At 44.1% G+C, this 25,676-nt stretch carries 24 protein-coding genes; 11 read left to right on the top strand and 13 right to left on the bottom strand.

Annotation, left to right across the window (positions count from 1 at the left end):
- Positions 1 to 44: 44 nt before the first annotated feature.
- The 5 genes from gyrA to NI470_RS00480 form a co-directional block, all read right to left on the bottom strand.
- Positions 45 to 3,026: a DNA gyrase subunit A gene (gyrA, locus tag NI470_RS00500; RefSeq protein WP_253147608.1), complete on the bottom strand. Its 2,982-nt coding sequence runs from the start codon at positions 3,024 to 3,026 to the stop codon at positions 45 to 47.
- 320 nt (positions 3,027 to 3,346) lie between these two features.
- Positions 3,347 to 4,006, bottom strand: coding sequence for a hypothetical protein (locus NI470_RS00495; RefSeq protein WP_121980037.1), 660 nt, complete (start codon positions 4,004 to 4,006; stop codon positions 3,347 to 3,349).
- A 179-nt stretch (positions 4,007 to 4,185) separates the two neighbouring features.
- Complete coding sequence (locus NI470_RS00490) at positions 4,186 to 5,118, bottom strand: FAD-binding protein (RefSeq protein ID WP_005247651.1); 933 nt, start codon at positions 5,116 to 5,118, stop codon at positions 4,186 to 4,188.
- Positions 5,119 to 5,136: 18 nt separating this feature from the next.
- Complete coding sequence (locus NI470_RS00485; protein ID WP_004731799.1) at positions 5,137 to 5,889, bottom strand: electron transfer flavoprotein subunit beta/FixA family protein; 753 nt, start codon at positions 5,887 to 5,889, stop codon at positions 5,137 to 5,139.
- 523 nt (positions 5,890 to 6,412) lie between these two features.
- Positions 6,413 to 7,018: a LysE family translocator gene (locus NI470_RS00480; RefSeq protein ID WP_085064932.1), complete on the bottom strand. Its 606-nt coding sequence runs from the start codon at positions 7,016 to 7,018 to the stop codon at positions 6,413 to 6,415.
- Between the two features lie 112 nt (positions 7,019 to 7,130).
- Here NI470_RS00480 and NI470_RS00475 point away from each other — a divergent pair, with 112 nt between their 5' ends.
- Positions 7,131 to 7,625: an Lrp/AsnC family transcriptional regulator gene (locus NI470_RS00475; RefSeq protein WP_004645712.1), complete on the top strand. Its 495-nt coding sequence runs from the start codon at positions 7,131 to 7,133 to the stop codon at positions 7,623 to 7,625.
- A gap of 208 nt (positions 7,626 to 7,833) precedes the next feature.
- On the opposite strand, the gene NI470_RS00470 is transcribed toward NI470_RS00475, so the two are convergent.
- The 7 genes from NI470_RS00470 to NI470_RS00440 all read right to left on the bottom strand — a co-directional run bounded on the left by NI470_RS00470 (position 7,834) and on the right by NI470_RS00440 (position 13,974).
- A complete protein-coding gene (locus NI470_RS00470) occupies positions 7,834 to 8,217 on the bottom strand; it encodes a hypothetical protein (RefSeq protein ID WP_153567001.1) in 384 nt (127 codons plus the stop codon).
- A gap of 231 nt (positions 8,218 to 8,448) precedes the next feature.
- On the bottom strand, positions 8,449 to 9,384 hold the full coding sequence (gene xerA / locus NI470_RS00465; protein ID WP_153567002.1) for a site-specific tyrosine recombinase/integron integrase: 936 nt from the start codon (positions 9,382 to 9,384) through the stop codon (positions 8,449 to 8,451).
- Positions 9,385 to 9,990 carry an alpha/beta fold hydrolase gene (locus NI470_RS00460; RefSeq protein ID WP_148334285.1) on the bottom strand — a complete coding sequence of 202 codons (606 nt, stop codon included), beginning with the start codon at positions 9,988 to 9,990 and terminating at the stop codon, positions 9,385 to 9,387.
- 87 nt (positions 9,991 to 10,077) lie between these two features.
- Positions 10,078 to 10,923 carry a diaminopimelate epimerase gene (gene dapF, locus NI470_RS00455; RefSeq protein WP_004645716.1) on the bottom strand — a complete coding sequence of 282 codons (846 nt, stop codon included), beginning with the start codon at positions 10,921 to 10,923 and terminating at the stop codon, positions 10,078 to 10,080.
- A gap of 12 nt (positions 10,924 to 10,935) precedes the next feature.
- Complete coding sequence (gene lysA, locus NI470_RS00450) at positions 10,936 to 12,180, bottom strand: diaminopimelate decarboxylase (protein WP_153567003.1); 1,245 nt, start codon at positions 12,178 to 12,180, stop codon at positions 10,936 to 10,938.
- Between the two features lie 24 nt (positions 12,181 to 12,204).
- On the bottom strand, positions 12,205 to 12,438 hold the full coding sequence (gene lptM / locus NI470_RS00445) for an LPS translocon maturation chaperone LptM (protein WP_005252493.1): 234 nt from the start codon (positions 12,436 to 12,438) through the stop codon (positions 12,205 to 12,207).
- A 132-nt stretch (positions 12,439 to 12,570) separates the two neighbouring features.
- Complete coding sequence (locus NI470_RS00440; protein WP_004731814.1) at positions 12,571 to 13,974, bottom strand: amino acid permease; 1,404 nt, start codon at positions 13,972 to 13,974, stop codon at positions 12,571 to 12,573.
- A gap of 319 nt (positions 13,975 to 14,293) precedes the next feature.
- Here NI470_RS00440 and NI470_RS00435 point away from each other — a divergent pair, with 319 nt between their 5' ends.
- Positions 14,294 to 15,640, top strand: a complete 1,347-nt coding sequence (locus tag NI470_RS00435; RefSeq protein WP_004645720.1) for an alanine/glycine:cation symporter family protein — start codon at positions 14,294 to 14,296, stop codon at positions 15,638 to 15,640.
- A 96-nt stretch (positions 15,641 to 15,736) separates the two neighbouring features.
- Here the strand turns inward: NI470_RS00435 and NI470_RS00430 are convergent, their stop codons facing one another.
- The gene (locus tag NI470_RS00430) at positions 15,737 to 16,141 is read right to left on the bottom strand and encodes a hypothetical protein (RefSeq protein ID WP_005106372.1); all 405 of its coding nucleotides are present in this window, start codon (positions 16,139 to 16,141) and stop codon (positions 15,737 to 15,739) included.
- Between the two features lie 174 nt (positions 16,142 to 16,315).
- Here NI470_RS00430 and radA point away from each other — a divergent pair, with 174 nt between their 5' ends.
- The 9 genes from radA to NI470_RS00385 all read left to right on the top strand — a co-directional run bounded on the left by radA (position 16,316) and on the right by NI470_RS00385 (position 25,605).
- Entirely contained in the window at positions 16,316 to 17,707 is a 1,392-nt protein-coding gene (radA, locus tag NI470_RS00425) for a DNA repair protein RadA (protein WP_153567004.1), read from the top strand.
- Positions 17,708 to 17,825: 118 nt separating this feature from the next.
- Positions 17,826 to 18,830 (top strand): Tim44 domain-containing protein, encoded by a 1,005-nt coding sequence (locus NI470_RS00420; RefSeq protein WP_004731819.1) that lies wholly within the window; start codon positions 17,826 to 17,828, stop codon positions 18,828 to 18,830.
- A 224-nt stretch (positions 18,831 to 19,054) separates the two neighbouring features.
- On the top strand, positions 19,055 to 19,411 hold the full coding sequence (locus NI470_RS00415) for a hypothetical protein (protein ID WP_153567005.1): 357 nt from the start codon (positions 19,055 to 19,057) through the stop codon (positions 19,409 to 19,411).
- Position 19,412: 1 nt separating this feature from the next.
- Positions 19,413 to 21,146, top strand: a complete 1,734-nt coding sequence (locus NI470_RS00410) for a PepSY-associated TM helix domain-containing protein (RefSeq protein WP_153567006.1) — start codon at positions 19,413 to 19,415, stop codon at positions 21,144 to 21,146.
- The gene (locus NI470_RS00405; RefSeq protein WP_153567007.1) at positions 21,143 to 21,481 is read left to right on the top strand and encodes a DUF3325 domain-containing protein; all 339 of its coding nucleotides are present in this window, start codon (positions 21,143 to 21,145) and stop codon (positions 21,479 to 21,481) included. The genes NI470_RS00410 and NI470_RS00405 overlap by 4 nt, the downstream gene beginning before the upstream one ends.
- Before the next feature lie 97 nt (positions 21,482 to 21,578).
- The gene (locus NI470_RS00400; RefSeq protein ID WP_153567116.1) at positions 21,579 to 22,103 is read left to right on the top strand and encodes a tetratricopeptide repeat protein; all 525 of its coding nucleotides are present in this window, start codon (positions 21,579 to 21,581) and stop codon (positions 22,101 to 22,103) included.
- A 353-nt stretch (positions 22,104 to 22,456) separates the two neighbouring features.
- Positions 22,457 to 23,839 (top strand): adenosylhomocysteinase, encoded by a 1,383-nt coding sequence (ahcY, locus tag NI470_RS00395; RefSeq protein WP_153567117.1) that lies wholly within the window; start codon positions 22,457 to 22,459, stop codon positions 23,837 to 23,839.
- A 181-nt stretch (positions 23,840 to 24,020) separates the two neighbouring features.
- Positions 24,021 to 24,857, top strand: coding sequence for a methylenetetrahydrofolate reductase [NAD(P)H] (gene metF / locus NI470_RS00390; protein ID WP_153567118.1), 837 nt, complete (start codon positions 24,021 to 24,023; stop codon positions 24,855 to 24,857).
- Between the two features lie 37 nt (positions 24,858 to 24,894).
- Positions 24,895 to 25,605 (top strand): 16S rRNA (uracil(1498)-N(3))-methyltransferase, encoded by a 711-nt coding sequence (locus NI470_RS00385; protein WP_153567119.1) that lies wholly within the window; start codon positions 24,895 to 24,897, stop codon positions 25,603 to 25,605.
- The last annotated feature ends 71 nt before the right edge of the window (positions 25,606 to 25,676 follow it).

Below are 25,676 nucleotides of genomic sequence, written 5' to 3'. Positions count from 1 at the left end.
TTATAAAAAAGGACGCCGAAGCGCCCTTTTTATCAGTAAAAAACTTATTCTTCTACTGAATTTTCACCGTCTTTTGCAACTTGCTCAGTTTCAGCTGCTACATCTGTTTCTGCTACTAAAGATTCTGCACCTTCAATCGCTTCAACAAACTCATCTTCTTCAACCGCTTCGATTGAAACCACACCGACCAGCAATTCCTCATTACCTAAACGGATCAGACGAACACCCTGTGCGTTACGACCAGTTTGCGCCACTTCAGATGCACGAGTACGAACCAGCGTACCGCCATCAGAAATCAGCATCAGTTCTTTAGAAGCATCGATGGCAACAGCGCCCACCAATTGACCATTACGTTCAGAGGTCTTGATCGCAATCACACCCTTACCGCCACGTTTCTTGGTCGGGAAGTCGTCTACTGGAGTACGTTTACCATAACCATTTTCAGATGCACACAGTACTTCACCAGTTTCAGGAACTACCACCAATGACACGATTCGGCTAATCAATGCTGAATCTGAACCATCTTCGTCATCAGACTCGATCTCAGTTTCGTCATTTTCTTCTAGCTGTGCAGCTGCACCAATGGTCACGCGCATACCACGTACACCTTTGGCAGAACGGCCCATTGAACGCACATCAGTCTCTGCGAAGCGAATAGCTTTACCTTCATTCGAGAACAACATGATTTGCTGTTCACCGTCAGTAATCGCTACACCGATGAGGGTATCATCGCCATTCAGCTCAATCGCACGTAAACCGTTTGAACGAACATTCGAGAACTGTTCAAGCTCTACACGTTTAATCGTACCGTATTCAGTCGCCATAAACACATAGAAGTTTTTACGTACCGCTTCAGCCTGCTGAGCAAAGTCATTGATGATGTCATCATCAAGATCTGTTGCAGAAAGCTCCAAGCCCAACTGTTTCAATTGAATACGCAATGCATCAGAAATATCATCTGCACCATCTTCAGATTCTGTCAGCGCTGCTTCAAGCTCGGCAAAATGAGCATTGATCACTTCATTGGCTTGCAACTGCGCTGCATTGGCTTTTACAAATGCCTTGAAGTCAGCCAGACGTTCTTTGAATTTCTTCGGCGCATCAATCACAGGCAAGATTGCGGTAATGGTCTCGTTTTCATCCAGTGGCAGCAAGTTCACCATTGGGCGACCTTTGGCACCACGTGAGGCTTGCGGCACTTCATAGACTTTCAGACGGTAGACCTTACCAACGTTGGTAAAGCAAAGTACCGTCGCATGACTTGACGTCACAATCAGATGTTGAATGTAATCATCTTCTTTCATGCTGGTCGCAGACTTACCACGGCCACCACGACGCTGTGCAGCGTAATCAGACAATGGTTGAGTTTTCGCATAACCTGATTTCGATACCGTCAGAACCATTTGCTCTTCAGGAATCAGATCTTCACGAGAGAAATCGATACGTGACTCGACAATCGACGTTTTACGCGCATCGCCATACTGCTGAAGAATCAAGGCCAGCTCTTCACGAATGACATTCATCAACAGATTAAAGTCATTCAAAATTGCAGTCAGTTCAGCAATTTGTGACAGGATTTCACTATATTCAGCATGTAACTTGTCTTGTTCCAGACCAGTTAAACGATGCAAGCGAAGTTCCATAATTGCATTCACCTGGGTTGGAGACAGACGATAAATCTCGCCATCCAAACCAAACGGGCGACTTGGGTCTTCACCTTCAATCTCATCCGGACGAACAGAAACTGAACCGGCTTTTTCTAGCAATGCCAAAACACCGCCACCTGCCCATTCACCTGCCTGCAAACGCTCCCGCGCTTCAGCCGGATTCGCAGAACTCTTAATGGTTTCGATGATGGCATCAATATTCGCCAGGGCAACGGTTAAACCTTCCAAGATATGCCCACGTTCACGCGCTTTGCGTAATTCGAACATGGTACGACGCGTGACCACTTCCTGACGGTGACGGATAAATGCCGCAATGATGTCTTTCAGGTTCATCAATTTTGGTTGGCCATTGTCCAGACAAACCATGTTGATGCTGAAAGAGTTTTCAAGTTGCGTGTTCTGGAACAGGTTGTTCACGATCACTTCAGCGTTTTCACCGCGCTTCAGGTCAATCGCGATACGCATACCGTCTTTGTCAGACTCGTCACGAAGCTCTGAAATGCCTTCCAGTTTTTTCTCTTTGACCAGTTCAGCAATACGCTCAATGGTTTTTGCTTTATTGACCTGATATGGAATTTCAGTGAAGACAATCGTGGTACGGCCATTTTTCGGATCTTCTTCGAAATGGTACTTACCACGAATATGCAAACGGCCCTTACCGGTACGATATGCATCGACGATGCCTGATTTACCGTAAATGATACCGCCTGTCGGGAAATCCGGACCAGAAATATGTTCCATCAATCCTTCAATGCTGATTTGAGGATCATTGGCATAGGCCAGACACGCATTCACAACTTCAGTCATGTTATGCGGCGCCATATTGGTCGCCATACCGACTGCAATACCAGTGACACCATTAATCAACAAGTTCGGAACACGGGTTGGCATGACTTGAGGAATACGCTCAGAGCCATCGTAGTTGTCTTCCCACTCGACGGTATCTTTTTCAAGATCCGCTAACAGTTCGTGGGTCAGTTTACGCATACGCACTTCGGTATAACGCATGGCTGCTGCGCTATCGCCATCGACCGAACCGAAGTTACCTTGACCATCAACCAATTGGTAACGCAAGCTGAAATCTTGCGCCATACGTACAATGGTTTCGTATACGGCAAAATCACCATGCGGGTGATATTTACCGATGACGTCACCGACTACACGTGCAGACTTTTTATAAGCTTTGTTATAGTCATTGCCTAATTCGTGCATTGCGAAAAGCACACGACGATGAACAGGTTTTAAACCATCTCGTACATCGGGCAATGCACGTGACACAATCACGCTCATCGCATAATCGAGATATGAGCTTTTAAGTTCATCCTCAATGGCAATCGGTCTAATTTCCGATACGCTCATGCATACTCCTTATTCTACAAGCCAATTTTGGCTTGTATTTATATGTCGTAAAACTAGCAAAATCATTAACTCAAACGACTGAGTTAAAAACTAAAATACAGCCCTAAATTATAGCATAAACACTTGTATTTTTGTGTCGAAATATTCAGCTTAACCTTGTTAATTATCTTCATTTTAGTGATCATTTTCTTGTTATTTGAAAACCGAAAATTAGCGCATCCAGACAGGATTTTTCAATACCTCAAATTTTGAGAAATACAGTACTACAAAAACAAAATGCGCCAATCAACTGGCGCATCTTCATCGTTTTTTCTATATTTTTATTGTGCCTGGTTCAGTACTTTACGATAGCTCAGCACGGCCACAATCAATAAAACTGGCAATAACATTTCTACCCCTTCCTCAATGGTCATAATCATGATTTGAGTATGTGGCACCAACTGGATGCCGAATTCTTCTTTCAGGGTTGAAGTCGTGCGATCGAGCACTTTGCTCAGTCCGCCACAGGCAATGGTGAGAAAGATAAAAAAATGTGCAATATTCAAAGAATTCTTCATGCTTCGTATGGTTTGAACCAGCTTTTTCGCCAGTACCAGAAAGACAAAAATAATGCCGAGCAATAAAATAAATCCGAGCAGCTTATCCATGAGCGGAATTTCAGCACTGCGATAGAAATTCGTTTTGATAAAACTCATTTCAAACACCTGCTTATGAAAATCCATTTCCCGCAATCCCAACAATGTCGCTGCTATAGCCGTAAACACTCGGGTATTAGGTTTGATTTCAACATTGAGCAAACACAGCACTGCCAGCAAGTACCATAACCATGGACTCATGACTTCAAAAGCGCCTGATTCACTAAATAAATACTGAGTCACCGCAGGCGGTGCATTCAGGGCAGTATGAATGCAAATACCCAGATAAAGCGCAATCAGCAGAAAACTAATGAACAGGATATGGGCGGCTTTGGAAAAGGACATGATTAAAAACAGGAGAAAAACCAAACCGGAATTTTATCACTTTTCATGCAAATGAAATACTCTAGTTTCGACTGCCGAGTATTTTTAAAATTTTTGCATAAAAAAACGCCCTTGGACAAAACAGGAAAGTATTGCTTTCACTGCCTGCACAAGAGCGTTTTTTGAATCCGATTCAAGAATTAGATTTTAGAAACCAATTCAGGAATAACAGTGTTCAGGTCACCGACTAACCAGTAGTCAGCGACTGCATTGATTGGCGCTTCTTCATCTTTGTTGATCGCAACGATCACTTTAGATTCTTTCATACCAGCCAAATGCTGAATCGCACCAGAGATACCTACAGCGATGTACAGGTCAGGTGCAACGATTTTACCAGTTTGACCCACTTGCATATCGTTTGGTACGAAGCCAGCATCTACCGCAGCACGTGATGCACCTTGAGCAGCACCAAGCTTATCGGCCAATGGATCAAGGATCTTGTGATAGTTCTCACCAGAACCTACACCACGACCACCAGAAACCACAATACGCGCAGCTGTCAGTTCAGGACGTTCAGATTTTACGATTTCTTCGTTGATAAACTTAGAAATACCCGCATCACCCGTAGACGCAGCAGCTTCAACAGCAGCAGAACCGCCCTCAGCAGCTACAGCATCAAATGCCGTACCACGAACAGTCGCCAATACGATGTTTTCGCCTGATTCTACAGTCGCAATTGCGTTACCTGCATAGATTGGACGTTTGAAAGTCTTAGGACTATCTACCGCGATGATGTCAGTGATCATGCTTACGTCAAGAAGCGCAGCTGCACGTGGCAAAATGTTTTTACCAGTTGTTGTAGAAGCAGCAAGGATATGTGTATAGCCTTTACCTAATTCAGCAACAAGTTTTGCCACGTTTTCAGCCAATTGGTTTGCATAAGCAGCGTCATCAGCAAGTAATACTTTGCTTACGCCCGCAACTTTAGCCGCCTGGTCAGCAACTGCCTGAGCGCCAGAACCAGCAACCAATACAGTGATATCACCACCGATTTTTTGCGCTGCGGCAACAACGTTTAAAGTAGCAGCGTTTAATGCTTTGTTGTCGTGCTCAGCGATAACTAAAATACTCATGATTTTTATCCTTCTGTATTAGATCACTTTCGCTTCGTTTTTCAATTTTTCTACAAGTTCGTCTACAGACTTCACTTGTACGCCAGCTTTACGCTCTGCAGGTGATTCAACTTTCACTGTTTTCAGTTTAGTTGCAGGGTTTACACCGAAATCTGCAGGTGACTTGGTATCCAGCGGTTTTTTACGCGCTTTCATGATGTTTGGAAGTGCCGCATAACGTGGCTCGTTCAAACGCAAGTCAGTGGTAATGATTGCTGGAAGTGTCAGCTCAACAGTTTGTAAACCACCGTCTACTTCACGTGTTACTTGTACTTTATCGCCATCTACTTTCACCTCAGAAGCGAAGGTACCTTGGCCTGCACCCATTAAAGCGCCCAGCATCTGACCAACCTGATTCGAATCATCATCAATGGCTTGCTTGCCTAGAAGAATCAATTGTGGTTGTTCAGCGTCAACAACGCCTTTCAGGATTTTAGCGATTTCCAGCGCACCCAGTTGGCTGTCATCAGCTTCAACCAGAATACCGCGGTCAGCACCAAGCGCCATTGCAGAACGGATTTGTTCTTGGGCTTCTTTAGGACCAATAGAAACAACAATGATTTCTGAAACAGTTCCTTTTTCTTTTAAACGAACCGCTTCTTCCACTGCGATTTCACAGAATGGATTAATTGACATTTTAACGTTAGTTAAGTCAACACCACTGTTGTCCGGTTTAACACGAACTTTAACGTTGGCATCAACCACACGTTTTACAGCAACAAGAGCCTTCATGTAATCCTCGGCTGTTTTAGCAAATGTAAATGTTGAGAAAAGTTAGTGTAACTCTTCACTTAAATTTTTTTAGGTGCCCTATCTTGCAATGTGTACGGCATTTCGGTCAAGTCACAATTCAACAAAGAGCTGTAAAAATGCGTAATTTTCCCTGAACGATGCGTTCACAATTAATTGTTATCGTTTTATTACAATGAAATGTATCAATATTTACTTAAAATTTAATCATTGATTTATATTATTTTTTTATCTGATTAATCACATCAGAAGTTTTGATTGATGACATTTAATTTAAACTGATTTAAAGCAGCTTGAAGCAAAACAGCCGGAATATACGTATGTCAGCTTTTGTCATTTTAGACAGAACTCTTTTTGAGAGCGAATTAAACCTAATATAAAGACAAATTGACCAAATAATAAACCAGCGCATTGAATTCTACGCCGACAAAGTGAATATTTAATTTCAAATCTTCACAATTATAAAAAAAGCATACTGCGAACAGTATGCTTCTTTGCAATCCGATTAATTAATGATTAACCAGCTTGCGGCAAGTGCCAGTAAACCACCAGAAGTTCCATCTACCCATTTTTGTTTACGTTCATCCATTTGGGTTTTTTGGCTGATTTTGCTGAACAAAATACTTAAGCTACAATACACTACAAAAATCAGACTGATAAAAATAAAGGACAGGATCAAACCTTGGCTGACAGTATTGGCTGATTTATCAATAAACTGCGGCAAAATCGCAAAATAAATCAACATGCCTTTCGGATTTAACAGCGCAGTAAAAAAACCTTTTTTAATCGGATTGGCTGAGGTCTTTTTCTCAATGTTCAGCGCGTTTTTACTGAATACCGATTTAAGTAAACTAAATGCCAAATACAGCAGATAAGCAATCCCGAGCCAGCGAATCGTTTCAAACAGCACCGGAAAAGAGACAATAATAGCCGCAATCCCTAGTGCCACAAGGATCGAATGCACCAGATAACCGCAACACACCCCTAAGGTTGCCATCATGCCTGCTTTTGCATCTTTACCCATCACTTGAGACAGGATAAATAACATATCGGGTCCAGGCGTAAAAATCAGGGGAAGCACGGTCAGTGCAAAGAGTACAAATACAGACATTTCCTTTTCCTTTCAAACTCCAGAAAGTGAAATAAGTATCTGCGATTTTTTACAAAATTGGCTTTCAATTTATTTTATAATAAGTATTATTTTTCGAATATTATTCTAATTTATGAAAATATCCACCAAGTCTGTGCGGGTAAAACTTGATCGAATTGATAAAAATATCATTCGACATTTACAAGCCAATGGCCGTATTCAGAATAATGATCTGGCGCGTGAAATCGGACTTTCACCTTCGTCCTGTTTACGCCGGGTAAAATTACTGGAAGATGCAGGCGTCATTCAGAATTACACGACTATTGTCGACCAACAAAAAATTGGTTTTCAGCTGATTTTATTTTCGCGCATCTGGCTGGTCGGTCAGGATGCCGAAACCATTGATACCTTTATTGAGGCGATGAAAGAATTGCCGCAAGTGATGGAGTGCTACATTATTTTGGGAGAGAGCGATGCCATGTTGAAAGTCGTGGTGCCTGATCTGGAAAGTTACCGGAAATTCCAGTCGACCCATCTGACCAAAAAAAATGGTATTACCAGTGTAAAAACAGATTTACCGAGTCAGATTATTAAACAGAGTTTCCAGCTGCCTTTAGAAGATTTATAGGCAAACTGATTTTAGATAACGAAGCTATGTTCTTAATTTAAGATTTGCATAATCGTAGCTTGCTTAAACCATAACATGTGCTGCAAGCGCATAGATTGAAAGTTCTACTATAAGAAAAGGTTGCCTATAGAAGACAACCTTTTCCTCTTGAGCAAAGCCAAATCACAGGACTGAATCTTATTTTTATGTTATGTGGATGCTTCAGAATTTACTCAGTTTCTTGTGCTAAAAAATCACGATGTACATGGCTTAAATCTACCAGCTCATAGTCTGCCAATTCAAAAATTTGCCAAATTGCAATCGCATCTTCTTTTAAATCGACTGCCTGGGTCGCACGATTCGACAATTGCCATTGCAAATCAGAAATCCATAAATAGTATTGGCTAGTCGCCGCATTAAAGGCCTGAACTTTTCCATCGGCATTAATCCCTTGAATGATGGCGCCTTCAGGTAAGGTCGCTTCAAGATTGGGTAAGCTAATGTCCACAAAATGCTTGATTTGTCGCAAACCATAACCTGCAAACATTTCTTTTTGAGCTTCACTTAACTGTGCATATTTTTGCTCTATATCTGCAATTACCAGTGTGTCCATGTCACCTCCCATCGGTCAAATGCTGAGACTCTACTCAGCAATATTTCATTTTAAATATTAAATACTAGTTATTGTTATACCTGAAATGGCGCATTTAACGAATAAGACAATAGTGAAATGCTTACCCGAACGCCAATGTTCAGTTCAATTCCATTTTAAGGTTTATATATGAAAGTTTTGTGCCAAAAATACAATTTTCATGATTTTTATTCTATAACACTTCGCACATGATCATTCTTCTTTATGTTGTGCACGTGGATGGGCCTGATCATAAATCTGGGCCAGATGATCAAAATCGACATGGGTGTAAATTTGCGTGGTGGTTAAATTGCTGTGACCTAGCATTTCCTGCACGGCTCGTAAGTCCCGGCTATTCGACAACATATGACTGGCAAAACAATGTCTTAATAAATGTGGATGCAGATCGACATTGACGCCTGCGCGCTGTGCCTGAAACTTGACCCGATTTTCAATTTGTCTTGCACCGAGCGGATTGCCTTTCTGGGTAATAAATACATTCGCCTCCGGCACAAAATCACCATTCCATAAGGGATAGACTTGCAACCAGGCCATCACGCTGTCTTTGGCCTTGGAGCCAAAAGGCACAATCCGGGTTTTATTGCCTTTACCAGTAATGCGTAATAACTGCCGGTTGAAATCAATATCTTTAATTCTCAGGCTTTGCAGTTCTGCCAGACGCAACCCACTCGAATAAAGCAATTCCAAAATCGCTTTGTCCCGGAGCCACATTTGCTGCTGTATTTCATTTTCGGGCGCAGGCTGATCAATAATCTGGTTGACTGTTTCAATATCCACCATGCCCGGCAAAGGACGCGATTGACGTTTTAACTGAAAATCATCCGCCGGATTAAAAGCCATATGCTGAGCCTGCTCGGCCCATTTCATAAACTGGCGAATAGCCGAAAGCATACGTTGCAGGCTGCTAGGACTGAGCTGATGCTGTTCAACTTTTTCAGCCAGAAACTGGCGTAAATCGGTGGCTTCCACATCGTTTAAATTGAGCTGCTCACGCTGGCAAAACTCTAAAAAATCCGAGACATCACGTTCATAGGCTTGCAAGGTATGTTTGGACTGGTTTTGGATTTCACGTTCTTTCAGCCACATATTGAGCAAGAGTTGAGGTGGGACAATCACTGCTTGCTCCATTTAGAGTTGCTCCAAATAATCTTGAATCAGCATTGCAACCTGATCTGCATGCGTATTGGCAAAGAAATGATCTCCACCTTGGATAATATGCAATTTTGCATTTTTAAAAATTCCTGCCAAGTATTGTCCAAGCTGAACAGTACTTAAAGGATCATGATCGCCCCAGATCAGCAAGATCGGAACGTCCAGACTTGCGAGCTGAACGCGGCTAAATTCAGTTTGGTCTTGTTCAAACCAGTCCGGCGCTGTTTTAAACAGTTCACGATAATCTGTTCGCCAGTCTGCACAATGAAAAGTTTTTAAATTCAGACCACCAGATGTCGCCAACAATACCAGCCCTTTGACTTTCTGTGGATGCTTAAGTGCCAACCCAACGGCCAAGACACCGCCCATAGACTGGGCAATCAGAATGGAATCATCCTCAATTTTTTCTTTCACGAATTCTTGCAGATCATACAGGTTTTGAATGGCCAAATTTGGTGCTACGCCATCAAAGCCCGGATAGGCAATGACTTGCTGATCTGGATATTTGGTTAATGCTGCCCTTAATGGCTGCCAAAAGTGCTGGCTTCCTGAAGCACCCGGCAGGAAAACAAGCGTATTCATCTCATTCAAATTCTACGGTTTTTCCCATCCTAGCATAAAAAAAGCACCATCGATCAGACAGTGCTTTTTTCTCAAGCGGAACCAAGCTTAACCCTGGAAATAACGTAAATCCAGACGTCCTTCATATACGGTCGCCGTTGGTCCGGTCATCCAGACCACATCACCTTCTTTCCATTCAATTTGCAGCTTGCCGCCTGCCAGTTCAACTTCGACTTTACTCGACAGCAGACCACGACGCATACCTGAAATTGCGGCAGCACAGGCACCTGTACCACAAGCTAAGGTCTCGCCTACACCACGCTCGTACACACGTAAACGTGCATGTTTTTCATCAATAATCTGCATAAAGCCAGCATTGACTCGTGCCGGGAAGCGCGCATGTGATTCAACTTGTGGACCAATACGTGCGACATCGGCAGCAATCACATCCGGTACGATTGTCACCGCATGTGGATTCCCCATATTGACCACATCAATGGTCAGCTTTTCACCGCCAGCAAGATCGATGTCATACAGGCTCTCCGGCGCATCAGCTACAAATGGAATTTCCTGAGGCAAAAATTTTGGATAACCCATATTGACCCGTACCCAACCATTCGCACCCAATTCCGGCTCTACAATACCAGATTTGGTTTGCACCTTGATTTTGGTTTTGGTGGTGAGCTGACGATCATGTACAAATTTGGCAAAACAGCGCACGCCATTGCCACATTGCTCCACTTCCGAACCATCGGCATTAAAAATCCGGTATTTAAAGTCTGCACTTGGCACATCGGGTGGCTCAACCACCAAGAGTTGATCAAAACCAATGCCGAAGTTACGGTTGGCCAAACGCTGAATGGTCAAAGTGTCTAAATAAGCACGCTGGCTGATCAGGTCAACCACCATAAAGTCATTGCCCAGACCATGCATCTTGGTAAATTCTAATAACATCCTGATTTATCCTTAAGGCAATAAACGCTCACGTTCCCAGAGTGATTCAATCGTTTCACGTTCACGAATCAAATGCGCCTGATCAGCGTCGACCATTACTTCAGCAGCACGACCACGGCTGTTGTAGTTTGAGCTCATCACAAAACCGTATGCACCAGCGCCAAGTACAGCCAGCACATCATTTTCCTTGATCGCAAGCTCGCGCTCTTTACCCAGGAAATCACCAGTTTCACAAATTGCACCCACGACATCCCATTCTTTCGTTTCGATATCGGTACGAGGTGTAACAGATTGAATGTCCATCCATGCTTCATATAAAGCAGGACGAATCAGGTCATTCATCGCAGCATCAATAATCGCGAAATTACGGTGATTCGTTGGTTTTAATAGATCCACTTTAGTCAGCAGCACACCTGCATTGGCAGAGATACTACGTCCCGGTTCCATATACACTTTCAAGCCCAATTTTTCTAAAGCTGGACGTAGCGCATTGGCATATTCTTCAACCGACGGCGGGGTTTCATCTTTATACGTCACACCCAGACCACCGCCGATATCGATGTGTTTGAGGTGAATGCCCAGCTCTTTTAACTGGTCGATCATCACAATGACACGATCCAGTGCATCCACAAATGGCTGGGTTTCAGTCAGCTGTGAACCGATATGGCAGTCAATCCCAACCACATCCAGATTTGGCAATGACGCTGCATATTGATAAGTTTCAAACACGCTATCAGACGGAATACCGAATTTATTTTCTTTTAAGCCGGTTGAAATATAAGGATGGGTTTTGGCATCGACATCAGGATTCACACGTAATGAAATCGGCGCTTTGATATTTAATTCAGCCGCAACCTTCTGGATACGATCCAGCTCGGCATAAGATTCCACGTTGAAACAGGCAATGCCAACTTCTAGCGCTTTTTTGATATCCGCTTCAGATTTACCTAGACCCGAAAATACAATTTTCGATGCATCACCACCGGCTTTCAGCACACGCGCCAATTCACCACCAGTCACAATATCAAAACCGGCACCCTGTTTGGCCAATACATTCAATACCGCAAGATTAGAGTTGGACTTTACCGCAAAACAGATTTGATGGTCGATAAAATCAAAAGCACGGTCCATATCTAAAAAATGCTTTTCCAAAGTGGCTTTAGAATAAACATAGAGTGGTGTGCCGAATTGCTCCGCGAGCTGTTGTAATGAACATTGCTCAGCATGCAATACCCCATTAATGCGGGTGAAACTCATGAAGGTATCCTTTCTGTGAAAGCGTTATGGTGTGGTTTTAACGTCTGAATCGGTAGGTGCAGCAAACTGTTGTTGCACAGGTGCCTCGCGTTCTTCATCGGACGCTTTAGGCTCAGTTTCAGTATTTTTGTATAACAGGTACTTGGCACGCTTGTCGTAATTCGGATCATTCGGCAAGTGCAAAGCACCTGACTGTCCACAACTTGCAAGAGCAAGACCCGTCGCTAAGATACTGATGTAGCAAATGACTTGGCGCATCTGACCACCTAATGTAATAGTTTCGATGAAGTATAACGCGATCATTCGGCATGACCCAAGCGTTAAACGCTAGAGAGTATCTTTAGACAAAAAAAAACGCCAGCAGATCGCTGACGTTTTTATTGATAAGGTTTATTTATGTTTCTGTTTATAGAAACCAAAATAGCCAATGATTAGCAGGATAAACCAGATCGGACTGATCATCAGTGCCTGGCGAGTATCCTCTTCCAGCGCTAAGACCACGATCATGCTCAGGAAGAAGATAATCACGATCCAACAGGTCACTAAACCACCTGGTAATTTAAAGGTCGATTTGGCATGCAGCTCTGGTCGTGTTTTGTAATACACGATATAGCTCCAGATAATGATGATCCAGACACAAATAAACAGAATCGTGGATAAAGTCGTTGCCAAGGTAAAGGCCCGAACGGTATCCGGAACAAAATACTGAAGTGCTGCACCCAGCAACAAACACACGGCAGAAAAATACAGGGCATTTGCAGGCACTGCGCGACGGTTCAAGCGACCAAAGGCAACCGGTGCCTGCTCTTCACGCGACAGGCCAAACAGCATACGGCTGGTCGAGAATACGCCACTGTTCATCGATGACATCACCGAGGACAATACCACCAGGTTCATGATAATCGCAGCCGCTGCAATGCCAGCCTGACTGAACAGGTTTACAAAGGGCGAAACATTCGGGTCAATCTGGTTCCATGGAGTTACTGACATCACAATGAGCAGTGCCAAAACATAGAAAATAATGATACGGATCGGAATAGAGTTCACCGCTTTTGGCAGGTTCTTTTCCGGATCTTTGGTTTCAGCCGCGGTAGTCCCCACCAGTTCCACCCCCACAAAGGCAAAGATGGCAATCTGGAAACCGGCCAGGAAGCCCATGGCACCCGTTGGGAACAAACCGCCATGCTCCCAGATATGACTAAAGGATGCGACCGTACCAACATCATTGGTAAAGCCAGTAAACACCATCCACAGACCAACAGCAATCAGCACCACAATGGCGATAATTTTGACCAGGGCAAACCAGAATTCCATTTCACCAAACAGTTTTACCGTGACCAGATTCAGCCCCATGATAAACACAATCGCGGCAACACTGATCATGACGCCTTCTTCAGGGCTAAAGGGCAAGCCATTATTGAAGAATTGCAGATAGTAAATAATGGCTGACAGATCCGCGATCCCGATGGTAATCCAGCACAACCAGTAGGTCCAGCCAACAAAGTATCCGGCCCAAGGCCCGATCAGATCCGTGGCAAAATCAATAAATGATTTATATTGTAAATTGGAGAGTAACAGCTCACCCAATGCACGCATCACCAGAAAGACCATAAAACCGATGATCATATAAATCACCAGAATCGAAGGACCTGCAAGACTGATGGTTTTACCCGAACCCATAAACAGGCCGGTTCCAATGGCTCCCCCAATGGCAATTAACTGTAGGTGCCGATTGGACAAACTCCGCTTTAATTCACCGTGCTCTGCCGATGAATTGTTATATTTTTCTGACATTATTAATTACAACTTTGAGTTTTACTCGCGACAAATTAACGTAAAAAATGCTGAATACAAAAATAAAATTTGCATCATTTGTATTTCCTGATTAATTGAAGAAGTTAATTTATTTTTCTTATATCGCTCTCCAGTTACATTTTTGCTTTATTTTTGACCTGAAAGATTCCAGTAATTTCTTGTCAAATTTTTAAAACTGTGTAAAAAATAAAACACTATTCAGCCAATTTATGCATTTAGGATGAATGCATCTGGCATAGCAATTGCTTTTTAATCAATACCTCGAACTACACAGACATGGATCAATAAGAAGAATTTTATGCAAAATTTACAAAGTTTAATGGAAACTTTAAGCGGCTGGGTCTGGGGCCCTTATATGTTGGTACTGATTGTCGGTACCGGGATATTCCTCACCTTCCGTTTATTGTTCTGGCAGTTCCGCATGTTGCCCCTCGCCTTTAAACAGGTCTTTGGCAAGCATCCTGACCATTCAGGGGACATTTCCCAATTCGCTTCACTCATGACCGCACTCTCTGCCACGATTGGTACTGGTAATATTGCCGGCGTAGCCACTGCCTGTGTCCTCGGTGGTCCGGGCGCCGTGTTCTGGATGTGGATGACCGCCCTGTTTGGTATGGCGACCAAATATGGCGAAGGTGTTCTGGCAGTCAAATACCGAGTTAAAAATGAGAAAGGTGAAATGTCCGGTGGTCCGATGTACTACATCGAGCGGGGTCTGAAATGGAAATGGCTGGCGCTGATTTTCGCCTTGTTCGGCACTCTGGCTTCTTTTGGCATCGGCAGTTCGGTCCAGTCCAATACTGTAGCGCTGGCGGTACAGAACAGTATGGGCATTGAGACCTGGATAACAGGTATTATTATTACTGCCTTTTCAGCACTGGTGATTTTGGGCGGGATCAAATCGATTTCCAAAACTTCTTCTGTGATCGTGCCGATTATGGCAGTGGGTTATGTTGCTGGCGGTCTGATTATTATTTTAAATAATCTGGAACTGGTCATGCCGGCACTAAAAATGATCTTCAGCTATGCCTTTACCGGTGAAGCCGCAGTGGGCGGTGCGATTGGTGCAGCGATTCGTTATGGTGTAGCACGTGGTGTATTCTCCAACGAAGCTGGCATGGGTTCTGCACCGATTGCGGCCGCAGCAGCGAAAACCGATCATCCGGCGCGTCAAGGTCTGGTGTCTATGACTGGTACCTTTATTGATACGATTATCGTCTGTTCGATTACCGGTATTGTACTGGTGATGGGTTATATCATGGCCGGCAACTCATTCGGTGACCAGACCGGCGCAGTATTGACCATCAGCGCGTTTGACAAACTGTTGCCTGGGATCGGCGGCTGGATTGTGACCCTCGGGATTATTTTCTTTGCTTATTCCACCATCTTGGGTTGGAGCTACTATGGCGAGAAATGTGCCACTTATTTGCTCGGTGAGAAGTTTGTGCTGCCCTATCGCATTATTTATATCGCTTCGGTATTTATTGGCTGTGTGGCGACCCTTGATCTGGTTTGGCTCTTCGCCGATACCTTTAATGGGCTCATGGCGGTTCCGAACTTAATCGCATTATTATTACTGTCTGGCGTCATTGCCAAAGAATCGAAAGACTTCATTGCAAGACGTAAATCTGGTGAACTTTATTAATTGATAAGTTGTGTAAATATTCAATTCACATATAAAAAAGCCACGTAAATCGTGGCTTTTTTATACTTCAGTTTTCCCATTTTTCATTATGAAATTTTAGCAACGTAAACCACTACAAGCCAGCTTGTCCCACTCAGATTCAAGCTCCAGTGCTAGTCCCAAAGATAAAACAAAAAACTGAATGCCTTTAATTTTCATATTGCCCTGTTCATCTTCCAGATACCCACTCAATTTTTGATAGGTTTTATGATGCAAATCAAAAGGTACATCCAGATAAAGACCACCTAGGTAGATTTCACTATGGACGGTTTGATCCACACCTAAACACGGCATATAGACAATGCCCTGTTGCTCTAGCCAGCCGATCAAAATCTGGCGAACCGAGTTTGTGTCCCGATCTGGATGGACATAATGATCAAAATGCACAAACAGCACATCACGGTTTTTTTCGCGTGCGATCGCATCAATATGTTTCAACAATTGTGACAAGATCTGTTCCATTCTAGCATAACAAGATGGGCATTATAGACGGCGTTGACGCACAGCATTCAAATCAGCATAAATAAAAACGACAAGACTTGTCGTAAAAACCATGATTTTTCAAGTGAAAGACTTGGTTTTCGATGGCATTCACCGCTATGCTGTCACTCAATTTCAATCGCTTCATCTTCAAATATGGCTAAAGCAAAAAGTGTGTATCGTTGTGAACAATGTGGTGCCGATCATCCAAAATGGTCGGGGCAGTGTTCTGAATGCGGGGAATGGAACAGCCTGGTTGAGGTGACCATTGCACCTGCGGTTACACATCGGGCTCAGCCAAAAATCGCGGGTGGATATGCAGGTCAGGCATCGACAATCACCACCTTAAATCAGGTCTCAGTCTCGCATGAAACACGCTTACCGACCGGTATCAGTGAGTTTGACCGAGTTCTGGGTGGCGGACTGGTAACGGGTTCAGTGGTTCTGATCGGCGGTGATCCCGGGATTGGTAAATCTACCATTTTGCTACAAACAGCCACACACATGGCGTCTGCCAAAAATCCGGCCCTGTATGTGACCGGTGAGGAATCCTTGTCTCAGGTGGCTTTACGTGCCCAGCGTCTGGATCTGCCGACTGACCAGCTCAAAGTCATGGCAGAAACCTGTGTCGAACGTATCTGTGAAGTGCTGGCCCAGCAACGTCCTGCGGTAGCCATTCTAGACTCGATCCAAACCCTGTATACCGAAACCCTTCAGTCTGCACCGGGCGGTGTTTCGCAGATTCGTGAATCAGCGGCCCTGCTGACCCGTTTTGCCAAAAATAGCGGCACATCTTTGTTTCTGGTCGGTCATGTAACCAAAGAAGGCGCACTGGCCGGCCCACGTGTACTGGAACATATGGTCGACTGTGTGCTGTATTTTGAAGGCCAGTCGGATTCACGTTACCGAATGATCCGAGCGGTCAAAAACCGTTTTGGTGCGGTTAATGAACTCGGTGTGTTCGGCATGACCGACAAAGGTCTACGCGAAGTATCTAATCCTTCAGCCATCTTTTTAAGCCGTTATGATGAAGCCATTCCCGGCTCAATTGTAATGATCAGCCGTGAAGGTACGCGCCCGCTCTTGGTTGAAGTTCAGGCGCTGGTCGATGATGCGCACGGTCAGCCACGACGTGTAGCGCTTGGCCTGGATCAGAACCGTCTAAATATGCTCCTTGCAGTCATGCATCGGCATGGTGGTGTGCAAACCTCCGGCCAGGATGTTTATGTCAATATCGTCGGTGGTTTGAAAATTACCGAAACTGGTTCGGATCTGGCGGTACTTCTCGCCTGTGCTTCCAGCATTCGTGGCAAAGCCTTACCGCAACAGCTGGCGGTTTTTGGGGAAGTCGGACTGTCTGGAGAGATTCGTCCTGTGCCAAATGGTCAGGAACGGCTGAAAGAAGCGATTAAACATGGTTTTAAATACATTATTGTCCCTCGCGGCAATGCACCGCAAAAATCCATTGAAGGCGTGCAAATTATTGCAGTTGCGCGTTTACATGAAGCCTTGAGCGAGGCGATGGCGCTGAGTGATGAACTCAACTAACTGTAAACTGGCCTATTTGGTATAAAGAGCAAAAAAATACAGATTTTTGATTGAAATTCCACACAAAGCCTATATAAATAGACTGTACAAACAGGTTTTATTCTCATAGGAAAAATGAATGGAAGTTCGACAGCGCGGTTTGATCACAGGTATCTTGACAGCAGTTTTATTGGTTGCGCCTTTTGCAGCTGAAGCAAAACGTGCCGGTGGCGGTAAAAGTCACGGCATGCAACGTTCTGCACAACCTACTCAATCTTATCAACAACCTCGTCAAGCTGCGCCTGCTCAACAAGCGCCAGTTGCCGGTGCTGCAACCCAGCAAAAATCTGGTCCGGGTGTCGGCGGCATGGTGGCCGCAGGTGTAGCCGGTGCTGCGATTGGTGCAGTTGCTGCCAATGCCTTGGCGGATGATCAAAGTGTAGCAGCATCTGAAGCTCAGGCTGCTCAAGCCGAAGAGGAAAAAGGTGGTATTCCGGGCTGGATCTGGATCCTTCTTGCTGCTGCTGTTGCCTTCTTCATTTTCCGTAAGATGGGCGCAAAAAAAAAAGTAGCTTCTAACCCATACGCACCAAATAGCGGTGCTGGTAATACAGCACCTTTTGGTCAGGCACCGACTGCACCTCGCGGTGGTGACAGTACCAATATTTTTGGTCAGAATGTGGGTGGTCAAACGTCAAGCAACAATGCTCCGTTCGGTTCTGCTCCGGTAAATAACGCGCCTTTTGGTGCAGCTTATACCCAAAGTGGCAGCCAGTTACCGGATGGTACTGAACCTGCAGCATTCTTGCGTGTAGCGCGTCAGCGTTTTAACCATATTCAGTCCATGAATACAGCAAGCAACATTTCTGAAATTCAGCGTTATCTGACTCCTGAACTTTATCAGTCAATGTATAACGACATCATGAGCAATCAGGATCAGGATGTTGCCGAGTTTTCAAATCTGAATGCGATGGTCGTCGACTCATCGACTGACAATGGCCAGTATATTGTCAGCGTACGCTTTACAGGTACGGTAAGCGAAGACTTAAACAGCTTGCCGCAACCGTTCGCAGAAATCTGGCATTTCACCAAACCAGCAGGTTCAAATCAGGACTGGGTGGTTGCAGGTATTCAGCAAGACTAATCGTGAATAAATGAAGTTTAGACAGCGGCCTTCGAGTCGCTGTTTGTATTTGTAAGCCTTACATTTTGATCTTTTTTAATTCCCTTCTCCCCTCTCTTTTTTAACTTAACTTCCAGTTTTACTTATTTTTCATATAAATAGTTCAACAACCCATATTTAAAATCTAAACAATAATTGTTATCATTATCATTAATTACTTCATAAGTTTGTAAATAGAATTTTCGATGATGAATAGTCCGAATATGCAAGCCATAGCGACTGGAACAGTTACTGCACCGAAACCATCAAGCAAAAATAAAGTCAAAGCAAATATGCTGGCTTATCGTGAGATGATTTTATATCGCTTTATTCTGGCGGGTGCTGGCGGTTATCTACTGGCTACACTGGCAACGATCGTGATTGCCCAGCTTTTTATCGACAGTGGAAGCAGTGCAGCCATGTCCGCCACCCTGATTGGCTTTAGCTTGAATGCTGCTGCATTTATCTGGGTATTTATGGTGAATAAGACGCTCAAAGCTACGCTCGGGATCGCGATTCCCGGTGTTTTACTCTATATCGCCTATAAGCTTTTAGGAAATTGAGATGAGAGTAGATGCAAAACCCGAAGGTCCACGCCAGTCGATGTCGTGGTTGCATACCTGGGCCAGTCTGATTTTAGGCTGGCTTTTATATGCGATTTTCTTGACCGGAACCTTAAGCTTTTTCCAGAACGAAATTACCGTCTGGATGAAACCGGAATTTCATCAATCAGTTCCACCAAAGACTCAAATCGAACAAACCCGTGTGGCACTGGCTTATCTGCAACAGCACCATCCGGATGCTGGCAGCTGGGCAATCCAGCTTCCTAACTCACGCCAAAATACTACCACCCTGACTATTCGTAGTGCCAGCGAAGATCCACGTGCCCGTCGTGGCGGTACCCGCGTGACGATTGACAGCGCCACCGGCGAAGTTTTGCAAGCGCGTGAAACACGCGGTGGTTCATTCTTATACCGTTTCCACTTTGAATTGTATGGTTTGCCAAGAATCTGGGCGCGCTGGATGGTCGGCGTTGCGACCCTGCTCATGCTGGTGGCAATCATCAGCGGTGTCATTACCCATAAGAAAATTTTCAAGGATTTTTTTACTTTCCGTCCCGGCAAAGGTCAGCGTTCATGGTTGGATGCACACAATGCTACTGCGGTATTTGCCCTGCCCTTTCACATCATGATTACCTTCAGTGGCTTATTATTATTGCTTTTTACCCTCATGCCCTGGGGCGTAAACCAGATTTATGAAAATCGTGGTGCTTTCCTTCAGGATCAACGTAAGAGTTTGGTTCAAGACAACAGTATTCAGGCTGAATCCCGTGAAAGCCATAGTGAGAGCAAAGAACGTCGACCGCAAGCTGAGAGAGAAAATCGTGGCGAGCGCGGTGAAATGTCTGCACGCAGTGAAGGTCGCCGCTCTCGTGATGAAATGCAAGCTGCACCTCCTGCACCGTCAACCGATCTGAATCCGATCTTGGCAACAGCAAAGAAAGAATGGAAAAACAACCCGGTTGGCACGATAACCATCATCCAGCCAAATACCGTAAAAGCAGAAATTGAGCTTCGTGCCTTAAACGGAGTCAGCGTAGCTTATCGTAATGTTTATCCGAGCCTTGCTTTCAATGGTGTGACCGGTGATTTAGAGCCGGATCAAACCACCCTGAAAACGCCTTCAGTCGCAAATGGTATCTATAACATGTTCACCACACTACATGAAGCACGTGGCGTAGATCTGGCGTTACGCTGGTTATTGTTCATGTCAGGTGTGGTGGGTACCTTGATGATTGCCACCGGCTTGATTCTATGGTGTGTCAAACGTGCACCACAGCAACAGAAACAAGGCTATAAATCGTTTGGTTATCGTCTTGTGGAAGTCACCAATATCGCTGCCATTATTGGTTTACCTGTTGCCTGTGCTGCCTATTTCTATGCCAACCGTTTTATTCTGGCAGACATGGAGATGCGTCTGAACTGGGAAATTCGTAGCTTCTTTATTGTCTGGTTGCTGACTTTACTGTATGCCATGATTCGCACTCATCATCAGGCCTGGCTGGAACTATTACTGCTCGCCACTGCTGCATTTGCCTTGCTGCCAATTGTGAACTTTATGACGGGTGGTCAAGCGATCTGGAACACCATTATGCATGGTCAATGGGTCATTACTTCTTTTGATCTGGCCATGTGGGTGCTTGCGATCTTGTTCTGGTTTTCATTTAAAAAAGTGAAAAACCATAAAGGCTTACCCTCTAAAAAAGCCAAGGCTGCTCTCAAGGAGAATCAGGCATGATGTTCTTCTTATTGATTTGGGCTTTAACTTCACTGGGTTTCTTTGCACTTGCAATGTCGATGTCCAAACATCAAAAACAGATTTTTGACACAGAACTCAACCCTAAAAAAACACAACTTGCGACTATTCTGGGTTGGGTATTGCTCATAATTGCCCTGATTCTGTGTCTGTTAACAGGATTTGCCAGCAATATGATCAGTTACTGGCTGGGTAGTCTAACTTTTGCAGCACTGGTGGTCAGCTTAAGTCTGAGCTATCTGGCAAGTAAAATTAAAGTGATCGTAATGTTCTGTGTGTTCATCGCTTCGATCTCAGGGATTATTTGCTTGATCTAATCATTTGATTGACCAATCTCTTTAAAAAGCTAGCCTTCGGATTGGCTTTTTTGCTTTAAACCTTTTAGTCTACACACAATATTTTTGAGATGTTGATATGACCCAGCGTGTTTCTCCCCCTGCTGCCCTGACCAATCTTGCCTTAGCCGGCAATGCTGAAGCGCAATTTGAACTGGCTGAACTGTATATGCAAAGCGAGCATGATGATGACATCATTCTTGCTGAAGAATGGGCGTTGAAAGCTGCCAACGGCGGACTGGTTGATGCAATGTATTGGCTAGGTGAAGGTTACACCGTGTATGCCAAAGAATTAGCAGAAGAAGATCCGGAAGAATCTAAAGCTCACTTTGAGTTAGCCTATTACTGGTTAAGCAAGGCCAATATTGAGAAGCACCCTGCTGCGACTTTAGAGCTGGCCGGTTTCTACCGTCGCGGTGACGTGATTGAAAAAGATGTAGAGAAATCAATTTCTTTAGTCAAACAGGCTGCGGCATGGGGTGAAGTTCAGGCCATGCGCGATCTTGCTTTTATTTATGCCAATGGTTTAGGTGTAGATGGCGATGAAGAACTAGCTGAGTTCTGGACCCAAAAAGCGGATGCTGCTGAGCAAGAAGCTAAATAAAACGAAAAGCCCGTCAAATGATGGGCTTTTTATTTAACTCTCATACTCCCTCCTACATGATGCAGAAGAATCAAAAGAATCTTAAAAGAAAACATTTAATTTACCGTATTTATATTGATAGGCTTTTGATCAATTAAAAGCTCAAAATACAGAAAATAAATAATATTATCTTTTTCAACTTGGCTCATGTTTAGATTCCAAGTACAATACTGCGCTAGTCGAGGGATGCTGCGACGTTTTACAGGCACTAAATGTAAAATCGCTAGGCTCGACCATCGGTCAGACATTCGTTCTGATCAACAACGGCATCCGCGAACAGAACGATCCAATCTATTTTTTCCTAGGAGATCCTGATGAACGCGGTTACTGCTTCATTTACAGATTACAAAGTTGCTGATATTTTACTTGCTGATTACGGCCGTAAAGAAATTAAACTTGCTGAAGCTGAAATGCCAGCCCTAATGGGTCTGCGTAAACGCTACTCGGCAGTAAAACCACTTGCAGGCGCGAAAATTCTCGGCTGTATCCACATGACCATTCAAACTGCCGTTTTAATTGAAACGCTGGTTGAATTGGGCGCAGAAGTTCGCTGGACTTCATGTAACATCTTCTCGACTCAAGACCATGCTGCTGCTGCAATCGCTGCTGCGGGCATTCCTGTATTTGCTTGGAAAGGCGAAACTGAAGAAGAATATATGTGGTGTCTTGAACAACAAATTAATGTAAATGGCACGCCTTGGGATGCCAACATGATTCTTGACGATGGCGGTGATTTAACGCTACTTGTTCATGAAAAATACCCAGAAGTGATTGCAAAAATTCACGGTGTAACTGAAGAAACAACAACAGGTGTTCAACGTCTGTACGAAATGCTTCGTGATGGCACTTTAAAAGTTCCTGCAATCAACGTAAATGATTCAGTAACCAAGTCTAAAAACGACAACAAATACGGTTGCCGTCACTCACTGAACGATGCAATCAAACGTGGTACAGATATGCTTTTATCTGGCCGTCGTGCGCTTGTAATCGGTTATGGTGACGTAGGTAAAGGTTCTGCTCAGTCTCTTCGTCAAGAAGGCATGATTGTGCGCGTAACTGAAGTTGATCCAATCTGCGCAATGCAAGCATGCATGGACGGTTACGAAGTTGTATCTCCATACAAAAACGGCGTACAAACAGGCAAGAAAGAAGACATCAATGTTGACCTTCTTCAAAACACTGACCTTATCGTAACTACAACAGGTAACTACCACGTATGTGACGCTGCAATGCTTGATTCATTAAAAGCTGGCGCAGTTGTTTGTAACATCGGTCACTTTGATACTGAAATTGATACCGCTTACCTACGTGGCTACAAGTGGGTTGAAGTTAAACCTCAAGTACACCAGGTGTATCGTTCAGAAAATGAAAATGATTACCTGATCCTTCTTTCTGAAGGCCGTTTGGTGAACCTTGGTAATGCGACTGGTCACCCATCACGTATTATGGATGGTTCATTTGCCAACCAGGTATTGGGTCAAATGCATTTATTCGCTGAGAAATTTGCTGATCTTCCAGAATCTGAAAAAGCTGCACAAATTCGTGTAGAACTTCTTCCTAAGAAATTAGATGAAGAAGTTGCTGCTGCGATGGTTGCTGGTTTCGGTGGTGTCTTGACTCAATTGACTCAAGAACAAGCGGATTACTTAGGCGTTCAAGTTGAAGGTCCATTCAAGTCGGATGCTTATAAATACTAATTTTTGTTTTTACCTCTCCCTAGCCCTCTCCTAAAAGGAGAGGGAAACTTCTATTGTGAAAATAGTTAGAGGGTAAGTTTTAAAGACTTTAACTATCGTAATGGAAGTCCCTTCTCCCTTTGGGAGAAGGTTAGGATGAGGGCAATCCAAAATTACAAGTATTTATAAAAAGGATTTGAACATGTCTAAACAGATTCCAATTTCATTTGAATTCTTCCCAACCAAAACTGATGTAGGTGCGGAAAAACTCAAAGTTGTGCATCAAGAACTGCAACTGTTAAACCCAGAATTCTTCTCTGTGACCTATGGTGCTGGTGGTTCCACTCGTGAACGCACCCTGTCTACTATCAATGACTTTAATGGCAAAGGTGCACCTGTTGCCCCTCACCTGTCTTGTATTGGCGATGACAAAGCGCGTATTGCTGAACTTCTAGACCTGTACAAATCTCAAGGCATTAACCGTATTGTTGCCCTGCGTGGTGACTTGCCTTCTGGTCAGGTCGGTTTAGGTGAATTGCCTTATGCACAGGATCTGGTCCGCTTTATCCGTGAACATTCAGGCGATCATTTTAAAATTGAAGTCGCAGCTTATCCGGAAATGCATCCTCAGGCAGAAAGCTTTGACAAAGACATTCAGCACTTTGTTGATAAAGTCAATGCCGGTGCCAATGCGGCCTTAACCCAATTTTTCTTCAATCCAGATGCTTACTTTTACTTTGTAGATCGTATCCAGAAAGCAGGAATCGATATTCCAGTTGCACCTGGCATCATGCCAATTACCAATGCCAGCAATCTGATTCGTTTTGCTGATGGTACTGGTGCTGAAATTCCACGCTGGATTCGCAAGCAACTGGCAACCTATGGTGACGATACTGCCAGCATTAAAGCCTTTGGCCATGAAGTTGTGGTTAAATTCTGTGAGCGTCTACTTGCAGGTGGTGCGCCAAGCTTGCATTTCTACACCATGAATACTACTGACCCGACCCGTCAGCTGGTCACCGATCTTGGTTTAGCTTAAGCCCTTTATTTCACCGATTTTTTGAGTAGAACGATCAATGCCACGTTTTTATATAGATGCTGATTTAACTATTGATGTCAGCCTTGAGCTTACGGAAACTGTATTTCATCATTGGGTAAAGGTTTTACGCGCGCAAGTCGGTGAAAGCGCGACCCTGTTCAATGGACAGGGTGGCGAATATGACGTGACTTTAACCGAGGTTGCTAAAAAATCAGCCACCGTCTCGGTCAATGCATTTAATCCTGCCAATCGCACACCAAAGTTCCAGGCTTTGCTCGGTCAGGTGATGAGTAAAGGCGACCGTATGGATTATGCGATTCAGAAAGCAGTCGAACTGGGCGTTTCCGAAATTCAGCTGCTGACTTCGGATCGTTGTGAAATGCGTTTAAAGTATGATCGCGACCAGAAAAAGCTGGATCACTGGCAAGGCATTGCTATTGCGGCTTGTGAACAATGTGGTCTAAACATTGTGCCTGAAATTTTAGCGCCCATGTCACTTGAAAAATGGCTGGATACTGAACTTCCGAACACCAAACTGGTTTTAGCACCCAATAAAGATGAAACAGATGTACTGGCAGATGCGACTTTAGATCTTGCCCTGCTGATTGGCCCCGAAGGTGGCCTGAGTGAGGCGGAAATTAGTACCGCAAATCAAAAAGGTTTTCTCAACTGGTGTATCGGCGAGCGTGTCCTGCGTACCGAAACCGCTCCTGTTGTTGCTCTGTCAATTTTAAATTATGTGCTTTAATTCATCGGATGAGTAAAAATTTGCCTTTAATTTTGTTGATTTTTATTTTTAAGGCATCTAATCTCGACTAA

Origin of the sequence: Acinetobacter lwoffii (genome assembly GCF_024129115.1) — a bacterium.
Taxonomy (GTDB): domain Bacteria; phylum Pseudomonadota; class Gammaproteobacteria; order Pseudomonadales; family Moraxellaceae; genus Acinetobacter; species Acinetobacter lwoffii_T.
Note: the sequence above shows the minus strand (reverse complement) of the source record. Positions and strands in the feature narration are given on the sequence as shown.

Excerpts from the sequence above, each read along its gene's own strand:
- gyrA (WP_253147608.1), bottom strand. The coding sequence starts at position 3,026 with ATGAGCGTATCGGAAATTAGACCGATTGCCATTGAGGATGAACTTAAA.
- NI470_RS00495 (WP_121980037.1), bottom strand. The coding sequence starts at position 4,006 with ATGTCCTTTTCCAAAGCCGCCCATATCCTGTTCATTAGTTTTCTGCTG.
- NI470_RS00490 (WP_005247651.1), bottom strand. The coding sequence starts at position 5,118 with ATGAGTATTTTAGTTATCGCTGAGCACGACAACAAAGCATTAAACGCT.
- NI470_RS00485 (WP_004731799.1), bottom strand. The coding sequence starts at position 5,889 with ATGAAGGCTCTTGTTGCTGTAAAACGTGTGGTTGATGCCAACGTTAAA.
- NI470_RS00480 (WP_085064932.1), bottom strand. The coding sequence starts at position 7,018 with ATGTCTGTATTTGTACTCTTTGCACTGACCGTGCTTCCCCTGATTTTT.
- NI470_RS00475 (WP_004645712.1), top strand. The coding sequence starts at position 7,131 with ATGAAAATATCCACCAAGTCTGTGCGGGTAAAACTTGATCGAATTGAT.
- NI470_RS00470 (WP_153567001.1), bottom strand. The coding sequence starts at position 8,217 with ATGGACACACTGGTAATTGCAGATATAGAGCAAAAATATGCACAGTTA.
- xerA (WP_153567002.1), bottom strand. The coding sequence starts at position 9,384 with ATGGAGCAAGCAGTGATTGTCCCACCTCAACTCTTGCTCAATATGTGG.
- NI470_RS00460 (WP_148334285.1), bottom strand. The coding sequence starts at position 9,990 with ATGAATACGCTTGTTTTCCTGCCGGGTGCTTCAGGAAGCCAGCACTTT.
- dapF (WP_004645716.1), bottom strand. The coding sequence starts at position 10,923 with ATGTTATTAGAATTTACCAAGATGCATGGTCTGGGCAATGACTTTATG.
- lysA (WP_153567003.1), bottom strand. The coding sequence starts at position 12,180 with ATGAGTTTCACCCGCATTAATGGGGTATTGCATGCTGAGCAATGTTCA.
- lptM (WP_005252493.1), bottom strand. The coding sequence starts at position 12,438 with ATGCGCCAAGTCATTTGCTACATCAGTATCTTAGCGACGGGTCTTGCT.
- NI470_RS00440 (WP_004731814.1), bottom strand. The coding sequence starts at position 13,974 with ATGTCAGAAAAATATAACAATTCATCGGCAGAGCACGGTGAATTAAAG.
- NI470_RS00435 (WP_004645720.1), top strand. The coding sequence starts at position 14,294 with ATGCAAAATTTACAAAGTTTAATGGAAACTTTAAGCGGCTGGGTCTGG.
- NI470_RS00430 (WP_005106372.1), bottom strand. The coding sequence starts at position 16,141 with ATGGAACAGATCTTGTCACAATTGTTGAAACATATTGATGCGATCGCA.
- radA (WP_153567004.1), top strand. The coding sequence starts at position 16,316 with ATGGCTAAAGCAAAAAGTGTGTATCGTTGTGAACAATGTGGTGCCGAT.
- NI470_RS00420 (WP_004731819.1), top strand. The coding sequence starts at position 17,826 with ATGGAAGTTCGACAGCGCGGTTTGATCACAGGTATCTTGACAGCAGTT.
- NI470_RS00415 (WP_153567005.1), top strand. The coding sequence starts at position 19,055 with ATGATGAATAGTCCGAATATGCAAGCCATAGCGACTGGAACAGTTACT.
- NI470_RS00410 (WP_153567006.1), top strand. The coding sequence starts at position 19,413 with ATGAGAGTAGATGCAAAACCCGAAGGTCCACGCCAGTCGATGTCGTGG.
- NI470_RS00405 (WP_153567007.1), top strand. The coding sequence starts at position 21,143 with ATGATGTTCTTCTTATTGATTTGGGCTTTAACTTCACTGGGTTTCTTT.
- NI470_RS00400 (WP_153567116.1), top strand. The coding sequence starts at position 21,579 with ATGACCCAGCGTGTTTCTCCCCCTGCTGCCCTGACCAATCTTGCCTTA.
- ahcY (WP_153567117.1), top strand. The coding sequence starts at position 22,457 with ATGAACGCGGTTACTGCTTCATTTACAGATTACAAAGTTGCTGATATT.
- metF (WP_153567118.1), top strand. The coding sequence starts at position 24,021 with ATGTCTAAACAGATTCCAATTTCATTTGAATTCTTCCCAACCAAAACT.
- NI470_RS00385 (WP_153567119.1), top strand. The coding sequence starts at position 24,895 with ATGCCACGTTTTTATATAGATGCTGATTTAACTATTGATGTCAGCCTT.